Below are 12548 nucleotides of genomic sequence, written 5' to 3' on the forward strand. Positions count from 1 at the left end.
TGAATCGATAGCAGAAGTCCGCACGGGCACGGCCATTGCTTACCAAGCTATCTTTTCAATCACTTAAGGGAATCTCATGTTCAAGGCAAAACTGGCGCTGTTCCTGGCATGCATCACCCTGTCGTTTAACGCGTGTGCGGGCTGGGTGCAATTCACTTTTCAAAATGCCGTGCTGGACAACGGCTCGGTGCTGGAAGGGTATTTCATCCAGGATCTGGAAGACCGTTCCATCGCGTTTTACGAATTCCGTTTCCTGGGCGGCGGCAATCCAGGCATGATCAACATGTCCCCAAGCGGGATCTTCAACAACATCACCTCGGCTAGCAATAGTCTGCCAGGCACCGGACCGACAAGTTTCAATGCGTTTGATTTGCTAGAGGAGAGCTATTACCACGAAATGGGGTTCTACTTCAGCGGCGCGGGCGTGGGCGGCATCTATGACTTGAATGGCTACCGTCTGCAGTCGCCCTTGATTTCGGATCCGGAGATCGTGCCCGGCTACTTCACGATTAGCGGCCAGGTGATTCGCAGCGCGGTCCCCAGCGACATGCTGCTGTATCTGCAAGCGGCGGAAGACAATGGCGAGCTGATCGGTGGCCTCACCAGAATTATTCCCTCAGGGCAAATTGCAGTGCCTGAGCCAACATCCTTGGCGCTGCTGTTGCTAGGCGCGGCAGCGCTGTTCGGCAGCACCCGACAGGCACGCCGCACGCGCTAAACGTCCCATGTGCCCGCATTGCGGTATCCGAATGGCATTTTCCTGACCTGCCATTTACCCTACAATGCGGGCATGACTCAAATTACGCTTGTTCTTCCCTTCGCCCTTCCCCCTGCCGAACTTGCAGCCGATCTGATCCGCGCCATGAAGGCGCCCGCCCTGGCCGGCCTGCTAGCCCGCTCATCGCTGCAGGAATTGCCCATTGATGAGACTCAGCGCGTGCTCCCGCACGAAGCCTGGCTTGCGCGCACCCTGTCTCTCGCCAGCGACGGCAGTCCGGCGTTTGCCGCTGCCGCCATGCGCGGTTTCGGCCTCGATCCTGGTCGCGACAGCTGGTTCATTGTCAATCCCGCGCACGTGGAAATTGCCCGCAGCACCTTGTCGATTACCGATCTGCGCCAGCTGCGGCTGTCCAATGTGCATGCCAAAGGCTTGTTTGAAACGGCCAAGCCAGTCTGCGACGAAGCCGGCAAAACGCTGGTCTACGGCGACGCCTATACCTGGTTCATGCGCGCGGCCGACTGGACTGGCCTGGAAACGTCTTCGCCCGATGCGGCTGTTGGCCTGAACCTGAACGACTGGCTGCCAACCGGCCCGGGTGCGGCCGAGTTCCGCAAACTGCAAAATGAAATCCAGATGCTGTGGTTCGAGCATCCCAGCAATGTGGAGCGCGAATCGCGCGGCATGGCCTCGATCAACTCGTTCTGGCCATGGGCCTTGTCCGACGCCAGCGCAGCAGTTGCGCCGGCGCCACTGTTTGCCGCGTCGGTCGTGCCATCCTGGTTGTCGGCCATGGAAAATTGCCCGGCCACCGAACTGCCCAATCCCTTCAGCGGCGACGCCACTGACAGCATTTTGCTGCGCGGCGACCTGAGCGAAGCTGCCATTGCGGGTGAATGGTCAGTCTGGCTGGAAAGCATGCAGCGCTTCGAGGACGCCTTGTTTGCACCTGCGCTGGCAGCACTGCGCAACGGCGGCAAAGCCAAATTCACCATGGTCATGAGTAACCGCCATGGCCTGCGGCAATTCAGCACCTCGTCATGGGCGCAGCGCGCCTTCTGGCGTTCGCCCAGCCTGGACCGTCTGCTGCCATGACCCGTATTGCCACCCGCCCTTGTTCGTTCCGCACGTCCGAAATGCTGCGCCAGAGTGGCGTGCACCCCGTACTGGCGCGCCTGTACGCGTCGCGCGGGCTGAGCGACGCGCGTGAACTGTCGAGCGAACTGGCCGCCTTGATGCCACCCTCCGGCCTGCTGCACATCGACGCTGCCGCCGTGTTCCTGGCCGACGCCATCGGGGCGGGCAAGAAAATGGTGATCGTTGCCGACTACGATTGTGACGGCGCCACCGCCTGCGCGACTGCTTTGCGCGGCTTGCGTGCCATGGGTGCGACGGTCGACTTCATCGTCCCCAACCGCTTCGAGTACGGCTACGGCCTCACGCCCGAAATTGTGGAACTGACCGCACGCGAAAAATCGCCCGACATCATCGTTACGGTCGATAACGGCATCGCCAGCATCGACGGAGTGCTCGAAGCGAAGCGGCGCGGTATCGACGTCGTCATCACCGACCACCACTTGCCGGCCGACCGCCTGCCCGACGCGCGCGTGATCGTCAACCCCAACCAGCCCGAATGCGGCTTCCCCAGCAAGCACCTGGCTGGCGTGGGCGTGGTGTTCTATGTCCTGCTCGCGCTGCGCGCAGAACTGCGCCGGCGTGGCGTGTTCGACGCGCAAACCCAGCCCAAGCTGGACAACCTGCTCGACCTGGTGGCCCTGGGCACAGTGGCCGACGTGGTCAAGCTCGATACCAATAATCGCATCCTGGTCGCGCAGGGTCTCAAGCGCATGCGTGCCGGCCGCATGCACGCGGGCGTGGCGGCATTGTTCCGCGTGGCCGCAAGACAGGCGCGCACCGCCTCGCCCTTCGACCTGGGTTTCGCCCTGGGCCCGCGCTTGAACGCGGCAGGCCGCCTGGACGATATGTCACTGGGCATCGAATGCCTGATTACCGACGACGAAGGCCGCGCCTGGGCAATCGCGCAGCAGCTCAACGAAATCAATCTGAAGCGGCGCGAGATCGAAGCCGAGATGCAGGACGCCGCTCTGCTCCACCTGGACGCCTACGAACCCGCCGAGAGCAATACCATCAGTGTGTTTGATGACAGCTGGCACCAGGGCGTGATCGGCATTGTCGCCTCCCGCCTGAAGGAAAAGTTCTACCGCCCGACCATCACCTTCGCCCCCGGTAGCGACGGCTGGATCAAGGGCTCCGGCCGCTCGATCCCCGGTTTTCATTTGCGCGACGCGCTCGACCTGGTATCAAAACGGGCACCGAGCCTGATTGACAAATTCGGCGGCCACGCCATGGCAGCCGGCTTGACGATCCGGGCCGATGCCTTTGACGCCTTCTCGGAAGCGTTTGAGGCCGTGGGCCGCGCGTGGCTCAGTGCGCCTCAGCTCGAACGCATCATTGAAACGGATGGGCCACTGGAAGACGCCTACTACACCACCGAGTTCATCGACCTGATGGATGGCCAGGTATGGGGCCAGGGCTTTGCGCCCCCCGTGTTCTGCGACGAATTCCGCGTGATCAGCCAGCGCATTCTGAAGGAGCGGCATCTCAAGCTGCAGCTCGAGCGCAATGGACAACGGTACGATGCGATCTGGTTCGGCCACACTGCCTCGCTGGGCGAGCGTGCGCGCGTGGCATTCCGCCTCGATGCCAATGAATACAACGGCGTCACCCGGGTGCAACTGATGGTCGAACACGCCGAGCCCGTGTAACGCGGCAGCGGCTCAGGCAGGCGCCTGTTGCAAAGCAGCCGGGCTCAGGGCGCCGGCTTCTTGCAATCGCACAGCGGCTCGCCCTTGTCGAACACAATCTTCCACTTGCCGGCGGGGTCGCGCCGCCAGATGGAATTGAAGCGCGCAATCAGTTTCCCATCTGGTCCGTACACCGGCCCCGATGATGCAGCAAGTTCGCCCGATGCCAGCACTTCGACCTGGTCCGGCTCCCACGAGAACGGCGCCTCGGGCTTGTCATAGAACTTCTTCCAGAACGCACCGACGGTTTTCTTGCCATGCAAGGGCTCGGGCCCGTTGAAGAACACGGCATCATCGGCAACAAAGCTGACGAAACCCGCATGATCACGCGCCTTCATGGTGGCGGCGAAAGCGCGTTCCGTGTCAGCCACCTGCTTTTTCAGATCCGCATTGCTTCCCGGTGCTGCATGCACCGTACCTAGCCCGCCCAGCAGTCCTGCAATGACGAAAATCTTCGCTAAACCCATACCTAGCTCCTACAATTAGGAAACGAAAGAGAAAACGCTCCGAAATCGGCGCGCGCTTGCACTGAAACCGGATTTGGAGTATAAAGGTTCCATAACCGGAGGTATCGCACCATGAACCTGGCCTACGCCTACCCAAAAAGCCGTTTCGAACCCGCCGTACTGGTGGACCTGAATGCCCGTGCCGAGCGCGAACGGCTTTCCAAGTCTGCCCTGATCGGCTTTTTCAAGCTGGTCGCCGCCTGGAAGCTGCGCGACGAAGACGCGCGCGAATTGCTCGGCGGCCTGTCCTCCTCCACGTTCTACGAGTGGAAAAAAAACCCGGACCGCGTGCTCGAAGTCGACCGCATCACACGTATATCGTATTTATTGGGCATCTACAAGTGCCTGCACATCCTTTACGGCGACAAGCTCGCCGACGAATGGATCACCCTCCCGAATAAAAACCCGGTGTTTGGCGGCCGTACGCCGCTGTCGCAAATGCTGGCCGGCGGCTTGCTGGCCATGCAAATGGTCCGGAAATTGCTGGATGCCCGACGCGGAGGTCTTTAATCTTGCCCGTCGTTCCCAAACTCACCACACTGCGCCAGTTCGATACCTGCCGCCTGATCCCGTCCCGCTTTGCCGACGTTGAAGATTCTGTCCTGGCCCCACTGGCCGACAGCGACGCCGTGCTGCGCGACTTGTTCACGCTCGACAATGCCACCAGTGAACGCCTGCGCGGCGAGTACGGCGGGCTGCCCGGCATCGGCGTGGACGAACTGGTCTTTGGCGTACCGAATTTCCGTATCATCAATGCGGCCTATACCTACCCGCGCCCGGAAGGCAGCCGCTTCAATGACGGCGAACGCGGCGCCTGGTATTGCGCTTTCGAAGTCGAAACCTCGCTGGCCGAAATCACGTTCCACAAGACGGTGGAATACATGGAAATCGACCGTTTCGACGACAGCGTCACCTATCAGGCCATGCTGGCCGACTTCACCAGCATCTTCCACGATATCCGCGGCATCGAAGCCTACGAAGGCTGCCTCGATCCAACCAGCTACATCGAGTCGCAGCAGCTGGCCAACGACTTGCTCGACAGTGGCTCGATGGGTGTGATTTACCCCAGTGTACGGCGCCCGGCCGGCAATTGCCTGGCCTGCTTCCGCCCTGCCCTGGTCGGCAATGTCCGTAAAGGGCAAGCGTATCGCCTGACCTGGTCCGGCTCCCCTACGCCCGTGATTGAAACCATTTAAAGCAACAGTCCCAGCATGAAAACCAAACCCGAAAACGATACCGACCTGCGCATCAAGGTCAACCGTGAAACCGCCCGTCTGCCGTGGTCTGAACTGCAGCGCCATTTTGCCCAGGGCACCGTGATTTACGTCAGTGAGGAACTCGATCTGGTCGATGTAGCCGTACGCATTTCGCACGACGACAAGGACAATATCGCCAAGTGGATGGCAGAGGGCAAAATCGGCAAGGTATCCGACATCCAGGCGCAGACCTGGACCGAATCGGACGCTGCGCTATGGACCTCGGTGGTCAGTCCCTTCGTGCTGGTGCAGCCCGAAAAGAAAAACGTGCATTAAGCGGCAGCGCGCTGCCCGCTTTGCCAGTCGGACTGGCGCAGGATAAAGTAAGTATCTTTTTCGTCCTCCCGCTCGACAGTCCAGCCTTGCAGCGCATAAAACTGCGCTGCCCGTGTCCTGGCGCCGGTACTCAAGCGTACCGCAGGCTGGCCCTGCTCGAACAACCAGCTCACGGCCAGTGCCAGCAAGCGCCGGGCAAGGCCGCGACCTTCGAACGCGGGCGCGATGAACAAGGCCCAGATCGAGGCATCGGTGCTGTTGGCATACGAAAATCCAACGATGGCCCCGTCGATTTCTGCCACCCAGCCGCGGCCCAGTAAATCCAGATAGTCCTCGTACATGCGGGTCGTGACGCGGGTGGGGTCGGACAGCACATTTTCCTTCACTGCCAGGCGAATGGCGGACATTGCGGGAATATCGCTGGGCAGCGCGCGGCGAAAAGATGGTGTTTGAGCTGGCGACATTGCAATTCCAAGGTGGAGAACCGGCAGTATAAGGTGGTTTCGGATTCCCGCCACCATCAGGCCGCCTGACGCGACGTCAACACCCGGTCAATCAAACCATACTCCGCACCCTGGCTGGCCGACATGTAGTTGTCGCGGTCCGAATCCTTTTCAATTTGCGCCAGCGTTTGCCCCGTCCTTTCGGCCAGAATGGTATTGAGACGATGGCGCTGGTACAGCACTTCACGCGCCTGAATCTCGATATCGGCCGCGACGCCTTGCGAACCGCCGTGGGGCTGGTGAATCATGATTCTGGCATTGGGCAAGGCATACCGTTTGCCAATGGCCCCGGCAGCCAGCAGAAACGAGCCCATACTGGCAGCAAATCCTGTGCACAGCGTCGACACATCGGGTTGAATGAACTGCATGGTGTCATACACGGCCATGCCGGCATACACCGAGCCACCTGGCGAATTGATATACAGCGAAATATCCTTGTTCGGATCGTCGGACTCCAGAAACAGCAGCTGGGCGACAATCAGATTGGCTGATTGCTCGGTCACCTCCCCCACCAGAAAAATCACCCGCTCCTTCAGCAGCCTGGAATAAATATCGAAGGCACGCTCGCCGCGCCCGGTTTGCTCGATCACGGTGGGCACCAGCCCCAGTGCCATGGGATGAATTACAGTCATCGTCGTCCTTTTGCGGTAAAGTTGAATTACTGACCGCTTGACGTCCCTGCTGATATCCCATGTGACAGAAAAAAATAAATAATTTATGTGTCACATAGTGACGATGACAAGCGTCAAGTGGCACCAGCACCCTGCAAGGAGATCGACAATGCAAGCAAGTCCCGATTCTGGCACTGCGCTATTCGCGCAGATGCGTCCGCGCCTGATTGCCATCAGCTGCCGCATCCTGGGCAGCCAGGCCGAGGCTGAGGATGTGGTGCAGGATTGTTTCCTGAAGTGGCACCGGACCAACCAGGCTTTGCTGGCCACGCCGGCAGCCTGGCTCACCACCGTGGTACAGCACCAGTCCATCGACCGTCTGCGTACGCGTGCGCGCGATGATGCCTCCGCGCACACCGCTACTGAGCTGATCGGGCAAACGCCACCCGCCGCACCCGAGGACGAACTGCTGCGCCGTGACACTCTCGGTCAAGCGCTGGCACATATAACGGCATGCCTGTCACGCGCCGAGCAAATGGCGTTGGTACTGCACGAAGCCTTTGACTGCAGCCACGCCGATATCGCAGCAGCCCTGGGCACGTCCACCGTCAATGCACGCCAGCATCTTGCCCGCGCACGCAGACGGCTCCTGGACAACAGAGACAGTCTGACGCACGAGGAAAAAATGTCACGCGAGCGGATCCGCCACTTTCAGGCAGCCATTAACAGCATGGATGTACCTGCCATGGTTACCCTGCTTGCTGGCGAACAGCCTGTCTCCGTATGCGACGTGCCGCGCCATCGCCAGCGCGATACCTGCGCCAACGACAGCCATTTCCACCTCGCACTGGCAGCGTAGGCAGGCACGCTAAGGCCGCTCCACGAAGCGGGGCCCGACAAAGACCCGCGTGGCATTGCCCCGCTCGGCCTGCGTGTGACGCAGGCGCCGGTCAGACTTGCCCTGTGCCACCGCCGCGTTTGCCAAATCCGCCAGCTTGCTTGCCAGCAGGCGCGCAGCGAGACGTTTGTTCGCATGCTGACTGCGCTCGCTTTGCACTTTAACGGACAAGCCACTGCCCACATGCGTGGCGCGAATGGCACTATCGGTCTTGTTGACGTGCTGTCCGCCAGGCCCGGAAGCACGGGTCGCTTCGTAGCGGATCTCGCCCAGCCCGGCGTCGGCGTCCGGCGGCACAAACGCGCTCCCCGCGAGGAACCAGTTTTTGCGCTTGTGCAAAGTGCGATAGGGGCTTTCGCATACCCATAGCAAACTGCCGCACCAGCGCTCGGCCAGAAGACGGTCCGCATTGCCTGAAGCAGGATCTTCCAGCTCCAGCAACACCGAGCGCAATGTGCCCGACACCGGTCCGTCGATTTCTTCGATCAGGCGAACGCTGACCCCGTCCCGTGCGGCCTCGGCATGAATCACCCTCAGGGCCTTGTGTACGCCGAGACAGCACTCGATGGGACCTGTATTGGCCGTAATTTGCAACCAGATCATTAGCAGCACTCCCCACGCGTCTTGTAGGTCAGCACCGGCTTGCTGCGAGCGACCACCCGCGCCAGTCCCGCCCCGACCAGGCAATCGAGAACGCTGTCGACAGTCTTGTACGCCTGCGGCGCCTCCTCGTAGATCAAACCCCGATCGTTGCAGATCACGCGCCCACCCATTGAGGTGCGGCTCAATTGCGCCGGCGTGGCAATGCGCTCCAGACGCCCCTTGCAATCGGTGCGCTGCCATTTTCGCCCGGCGCCGTGCGCCAGCGAATGCAGGCTCAATGCGCCAGCGTTGGCGACTGGTGCAAGCAAGTAGCTGTAGTCGTCGCGCGAACCTGGCAACATGACCGGGCCCAGATCACTTGGTGTGGCCCCCTTGCGGTGCAGCCAGCCCTTCGCACTATCGACTTGCGCGGGTACAACCGTGTTGTGATTGACCTCAAGCACGGGAACCGCCCCGCAACGCAAACGCTGGCAAATCCGTGCCGCAATCACCCGGCGATTCAGTTCGGCGAACTGAACAGCCGCATCGTGTTGCGCCAGGTAGGCCAGCGCGTCCGCCGTACCATCAGCCAGGCCTGCATGACTGAATTGATCGACATGGTAACGCAGTACCGCTTGCCCCAGGCCACGGGAACCGCTGTGCACGAGCAACTGCAAGCGCTTCGGTTCGATTGCTGTTTGCGCCACCGTATCGGCGCATTCGACCTGATCGACCACCTGCAGTTCGGCAAAGTGATTACCGCCCCCAATGGTGCCAAGCGAACGCAGATGCGAGGTATCAAGACCGGCGTCCGCCAGCGCGGCCGTCAGCGTTGCTTTGCGCTGTACTAACAGCGGATCGCGCGCTGTCAGCAGCGCCCACTCATCCTCATCCATGATGCGGTCGAGATTGCCGATCTGCTTGTCGAGCTTGTCGAGCTTTGCCTTGCTGGCGAGGATATCGGTTTGCCACAAGGCCATGCCGCAGCCGATATCATTGCCAACCAGCGCGGGATAGAAGCGGCCAGTCGAGAAAAATGCCGCGCCGACCGGGTAGCCCCGACCCGGATGCAGATCGGGCAAGCCCACCACGCGCGCCATGCCAGGCAATTGCGACGTGGTTTTCAGTTGTTGTACAGCAGCGTCTTCGAGCCAGAGGCGTGCCGACGCGATGATCGCAACGCGATCAGAAATAATTTGAACAAAATTGCCCATGTGATGCCAATCCAAAAGATGAAACGAGGGATTGGGCGTGGCGGCGCGCGGACGAGGAACTCGTCCTGAAAGCGCTAACGATTAGTGCAGGACGTGACCAGCCAGACCCAGAAAAGGAGTGTTGGACGTAGTAACTTTCATGGTGACTCCTTTCGTTAAAGTGGGTTGGCTTGCTGAGGTCGGGGATAGTAATTTATTTTTATTCAGATGACAAGCAAAAAATACACGAATCAACTCGGCGTTTTGCGATAGACCGTCTTGCACAGCGCTTCCGTGTAAAACAGCAATCCGTCCTCCACACTGCCGCGCTTCCATGTGACCATGATCGCGTTCGATTTGGTGAACAGCTTGCGTATCGCCTGTTCTTGCGGTGTCTCGCTGGCGGCGCCGTTCGGATGTGCGGTCCGATATTCCTCGGAGTCGTACATGTCGGCAAAGGGCTGCGCCTTTACCTCGCTACCATTCTTTTGCAGAATCGCCACCACGCCGGACGGTGATTTCACCCCTTTGAAATCGGGATAATTATCGTAAAGATCTTGCAAGGGAACACAGCCGAGTTGCATGTTCACCGGAAACCAGCCTGGCTCGGCGGCGGCGCTGTGCGTTGCAAGTAGGAGCGTCGGCAACGCCAGCGTCAGAGACAGGATCAGGCGAACAAGCATGGTGACTTTCAAAGATAAGAAAAGAAACGCAACGGCTGCTGCGGGCGTTTAACGCCGTTTCAGAATGGAACCGAGCACGCCGCGAATAATCTCGCGCCCCACGGTCGAACCAATGCTGCGCGCGGCCGACTTGACCATTGCTTCCATGGGCGTCTGGCGTTTGCTGCTGCTGCCAAACAAATCGCCCAGCCCGCCAATCATGCCACCAAAGCCGCCCGAATCCGCGGGTGCTGGCGCTGGTTGCGATGCCGGCGCCCGCTTGGGCACTTCAGCGCGGATCTGCGCCTCTTTCTCGGTCGCTGCCGTTGCAGCTGTGCGGCGCGAAATAATTTCGTAAGCGGACTCGCGGTCGACGGTTTTTTCGTACACGCCCGCTACCACCGATTGCGCCAGCGCCGTCTCGCGGGCGGCCGCATCGATCGGACCAATTTGAGATGCAGGTGGCAAGATAAAGGCACGTTCAACCATATTCGGCCTACCCTTTTCATCCAGGAAGGACACTAGCGCCTCACCCACGCCCAGCTCGGTAATTACCTGCGCCGTATCGATCGCGGGATTGGGGCGGAACGTTTCGGCAGCCGCCTTGACGGCCTTCTGATCGCGCGGTGTATAGGCGCGCAGCGCATGCTGGACGCGGTTGCCCAGCTGACCCAGCACGGTATCGGGAATGTCGAGCGGATTCTGGGTAATAAAGAACACGCCCACACCCTTGGAGCGAATCAAGCGCACCACTTGCTCTATCTTTTGCAGTAACTGCTTGGGCGCGTCCGTGAACAGCAAGTGCGCTTCGTCGAAGAAAAACACCACCTTCGGCTTTTCCAGGTCGCCTACCTCGGGCAAGTTCTCGAACAACTCGGACAGCAGCCACAGCAGGAAGACTGAATACATGGCGGGCGCCATCATCAACTTGTCTGCCGCCAGGATATTGACGATACCCTTGCCACGCGCATCGGTCTGCAGCAGGTCATCGATATTGAGCATGGGTTCGCCAAAGAATTTGTCGCCGCCCTGCTCTTCAATGGCCAGCAGGCCGCGCTGGATCGCCCCAATGCTGGCCGCAGAAATATTGCCGTACGTGGTGCGGTAATCGGCTGCATTGTCGCCCACGTTTTGCAGCATGGCGCGCAAATCCTTGGTGTCCAGTAACAGCAGGCCATTGTCATCGGCGATCTTGAACACCAGTTGCAGCACACCTTCCTGGGTATCATTCAAGTTCAACATGCGCGAGAGCAGCAAGGGCCCCAGATCGGACACGGTTGCCCGCACCGGATGGCCCTGCTCGCCAAATACATCCCAGAACGTGACCGGGCAAGCGGCCCAGGCAGGCTCATCAAGCTCAAGCGCCTGCAGGCGCGTCTTCATTTTCTCCGACGCCGCGCCGGCCTTGGCCATGCCGGACAAATCGCCCTTCACGTCCGCCATGAAAACCGGCACGCCGATATTGGACAGCGATTGCGCGATGGTCTGCAAGGTCACCGTCTTGCCGGTCCCGGTCGCGCCGGTGATGCAGCCGTGCCGGTTGACCAGGCTCGACAACATCTCCAGGGACAGCGCCGGCTTGGCGTTCATGTTTTTTGCGATCGGCAGTGAAACGGACATGGCGGTAACCTTAATATAGAGACAGGAAAGTGTAGCTTACTTTGGCCCGCCCACGTTCACCATTCCCTTGAAGTCATAGGGAATCACCACCGTGTGGACCTTGCCCTCGGCGATGCCTTCGGCGATCTTCATCTGGGCCTGCGCCTGCATGTAGCTGATGGCGCCGGCGTTGGCATTCAGCGCGGAAATCCGCTCTGCCTCTTTCTTGGCGATCTGGACTTCGACTTCCTTGGTTTTTTCCTCGTTTTTGGCGCGTACCAGATTATCGGCACTGGCTTTGACAGCATCGCTTGGCACCATGCTGAATACCCGTACCTGCGAAATGATCACGCCGTTCAGTTTTTCGTCGGCCAGGGTCTTGCTCATGCTGCTCTGGATTTCTTCTTCGATCTGGGCGCGGTTATCGTTCATGTTCAAGGCCTCGTATTTGCGGGCGGTCTTGTACACGGCATTGCGCGCGGTCTGGTAAATATACTGGTGCATCAGATAGATATCGCCGGAGTTGTCCACCATATGGAAGGAGCGGCTCTTGTTGATATACAGGTCAGATACGGCCGAAGGCACGATGTTATAGACCACGCTGATATCAAAATCCTTCATGGTTGAATTGTCCGAGGCCAGCGGGTTCAAATCGCGCACATCGACGCTGACATCCTTGATCGGGAAGGTGAGCACCTTGCCGATCACGGTTTGATTGAAACTGCCGGCCACCAGCTCCGTGCCTTCTATCGTTTTATCAAAATTGACGCGCAGGCCGACTTCGCCGGTTTCAACAATGGTGCAGCCGGAGGTGGCCAGACCAACACACATCGCAACCGCCACCACTGGAATCAATTTCTTCATTTTTCGCTTTCAAGTGAAATTTTTGCGCGCACAAGCGCGCTTCTAGAAGGCAACA

15 protein-coding genes are annotated in these 12548 nt (G+C 59.7%); 7 read left to right on the plus strand and 8 right to left on the minus strand.

Translation table 11 applies throughout. The features are described from left to right. Positions 1-76 precede the first annotated feature (76 nt). The 3 genes from BUC24_RS10495 (at position 77) to recJ (ending at position 3504) form a co-directional block, all read left to right on the plus strand. Entirely contained in the window at positions 77-718 is a 642-nt protein-coding gene (locus BUC24_RS10495; protein WP_073215345.1) for a PEP-CTERM sorting domain-containing protein, read from the plus strand. A gap of 72 nt (positions 719-790) precedes the next feature. Next, entirely contained in the window at positions 791-1813 is a 1023-nt protein-coding gene (locus BUC24_RS10500; RefSeq protein ID WP_073219927.1) for a hypothetical protein, read from the plus strand. Next, the gene (gene recJ, locus BUC24_RS10505) at positions 1810-3504 is read left to right on the plus strand and encodes a single-stranded-DNA-specific exonuclease RecJ (protein WP_073219923.1); all 1695 of its coding nucleotides are present in this window, start codon (positions 1810-1812) and stop codon (positions 3502-3504) included. The genes BUC24_RS10500 and recJ overlap by 4 nt, the downstream gene beginning before the upstream one ends. 44 nt (positions 3505-3548) lie before the next feature. Here recJ and BUC24_RS10510 read toward each other — a convergent pair whose 3' ends face one another. Then, a complete protein-coding gene (locus BUC24_RS10510) occupies positions 3549-4010 on the minus strand; it encodes a YybH family protein (RefSeq protein ID WP_073215348.1) in 462 nt (153 codons plus the stop codon). A gap of 111 nt (positions 4011-4121) precedes the next feature. Between BUC24_RS10510 and BUC24_RS10515 the strand changes: the two genes are divergently transcribed. The 3 genes from BUC24_RS10515 to BUC24_RS10525 are packed head-to-tail and all read left to right on the plus strand — an operon-like array spanning position 4122 to position 5581. Then, positions 4122-4559, plus strand: coding sequence for an MbcA/ParS/Xre antitoxin family protein (locus BUC24_RS10515; RefSeq protein WP_018058492.1), 438 nt, complete (start codon positions 4122-4124; stop codon positions 4557-4559). A gap of 2 nt (positions 4560-4561) precedes the next feature. Continuing rightward, positions 4562-5245 carry an RES family NAD+ phosphorylase gene (locus BUC24_RS10520; protein WP_073215351.1) on the plus strand — a complete coding sequence of 228 codons (684 nt, stop codon included), beginning with the start codon at positions 4562-4564 and terminating at the stop codon, positions 5243-5245. 15 nt (positions 5246-5260) lie between these two features. After that, complete coding sequence (locus BUC24_RS10525) at positions 5261-5581, plus strand: DUF2288 domain-containing protein (RefSeq protein WP_073215354.1); 321 nt, start codon at positions 5261-5263, stop codon at positions 5579-5581. Here BUC24_RS10525 and BUC24_RS10530 read toward each other — a convergent pair. Continuing rightward, the gene (locus BUC24_RS10530; RefSeq protein WP_073215357.1) at positions 5578-6045 is read right to left on the minus strand and encodes a GNAT family N-acetyltransferase; all 468 of its coding nucleotides are present in this window, start codon (positions 6043-6045) and stop codon (positions 5578-5580) included. The two genes, BUC24_RS10525 and BUC24_RS10530, sit on opposite strands and share 4 nt — an antisense overlap. Positions 6046-6101: 56 nt before the next feature. Then, positions 6102-6716 carry an ATP-dependent Clp endopeptidase proteolytic subunit ClpP gene (gene clpP, locus BUC24_RS10535; protein WP_073215360.1) on the minus strand — a complete coding sequence of 205 codons (615 nt, stop codon included), beginning with the start codon at positions 6714-6716 and terminating at the stop codon, positions 6102-6104. A 148-nt stretch (positions 6717-6864) separates the two neighbouring features. On the opposite strand from clpP, the gene BUC24_RS10540 reads away from it, so the two are divergent. Next, positions 6865-7554 carry a sigma-70 family RNA polymerase sigma factor gene (locus BUC24_RS10540; RefSeq protein ID WP_073215363.1) on the plus strand — a complete coding sequence of 230 codons (690 nt, stop codon included), beginning with the start codon at positions 6865-6867 and terminating at the stop codon, positions 7552-7554. Between the two features lie 9 nt (positions 7555-7563). Here the strand turns inward: BUC24_RS10540 and prfH are convergent, their stop codons facing one another. The 5 genes from prfH to BUC24_RS10565 all read right to left on the minus strand — a co-directional run bounded on the left by prfH (position 7564) and on the right by BUC24_RS10565 (position 12493). Further along, on the minus strand, positions 7564-8196 hold the full coding sequence (gene prfH, locus BUC24_RS10545; RefSeq protein WP_073215366.1) for a peptide chain release factor H: 633 nt from the start codon (positions 8194-8196) through the stop codon (positions 7564-7566). Continuing rightward, positions 8196-9389 carry an RNA ligase RtcB family protein gene (locus BUC24_RS10550; protein WP_073215369.1) on the minus strand — a complete coding sequence of 398 codons (1194 nt, stop codon included), beginning with the start codon at positions 9387-9389 and terminating at the stop codon, positions 8196-8198. Before BUC24_RS10550 ends, prfH begins: the two co-directional genes overlap by 1 nt. 230 nt (positions 9390-9619) lie before the next feature. After that, complete coding sequence (locus tag BUC24_RS10555) at positions 9620-10051, minus strand: hypothetical protein (protein ID WP_073215372.1); 432 nt, start codon at positions 10049-10051, stop codon at positions 9620-9622. A 48-nt stretch (positions 10052-10099) separates the two neighbouring features. After that, entirely contained in the window at positions 10100-11650 is a 1551-nt protein-coding gene (locus tag BUC24_RS10560; RefSeq protein ID WP_073215375.1) for a helicase HerA-like C-terminal domain-containing protein, read from the minus strand. A gap of 36 nt (positions 11651-11686) precedes the next feature. Next, positions 11687-12493: an SPFH domain-containing protein gene (locus BUC24_RS10565; protein WP_073215378.1), complete on the minus strand. Its 807-nt coding sequence runs from the start codon at positions 12491-12493 to the stop codon at positions 11687-11689. Positions 12494-12548: the final 55 nt, after the last annotated feature.

This window comes from Massilia sp. CF038, assembly GCF_900129765.1.
Classification (GTDB): domain Bacteria; phylum Pseudomonadota; class Gammaproteobacteria; order Burkholderiales; family Burkholderiaceae_D; genus Telluria_A.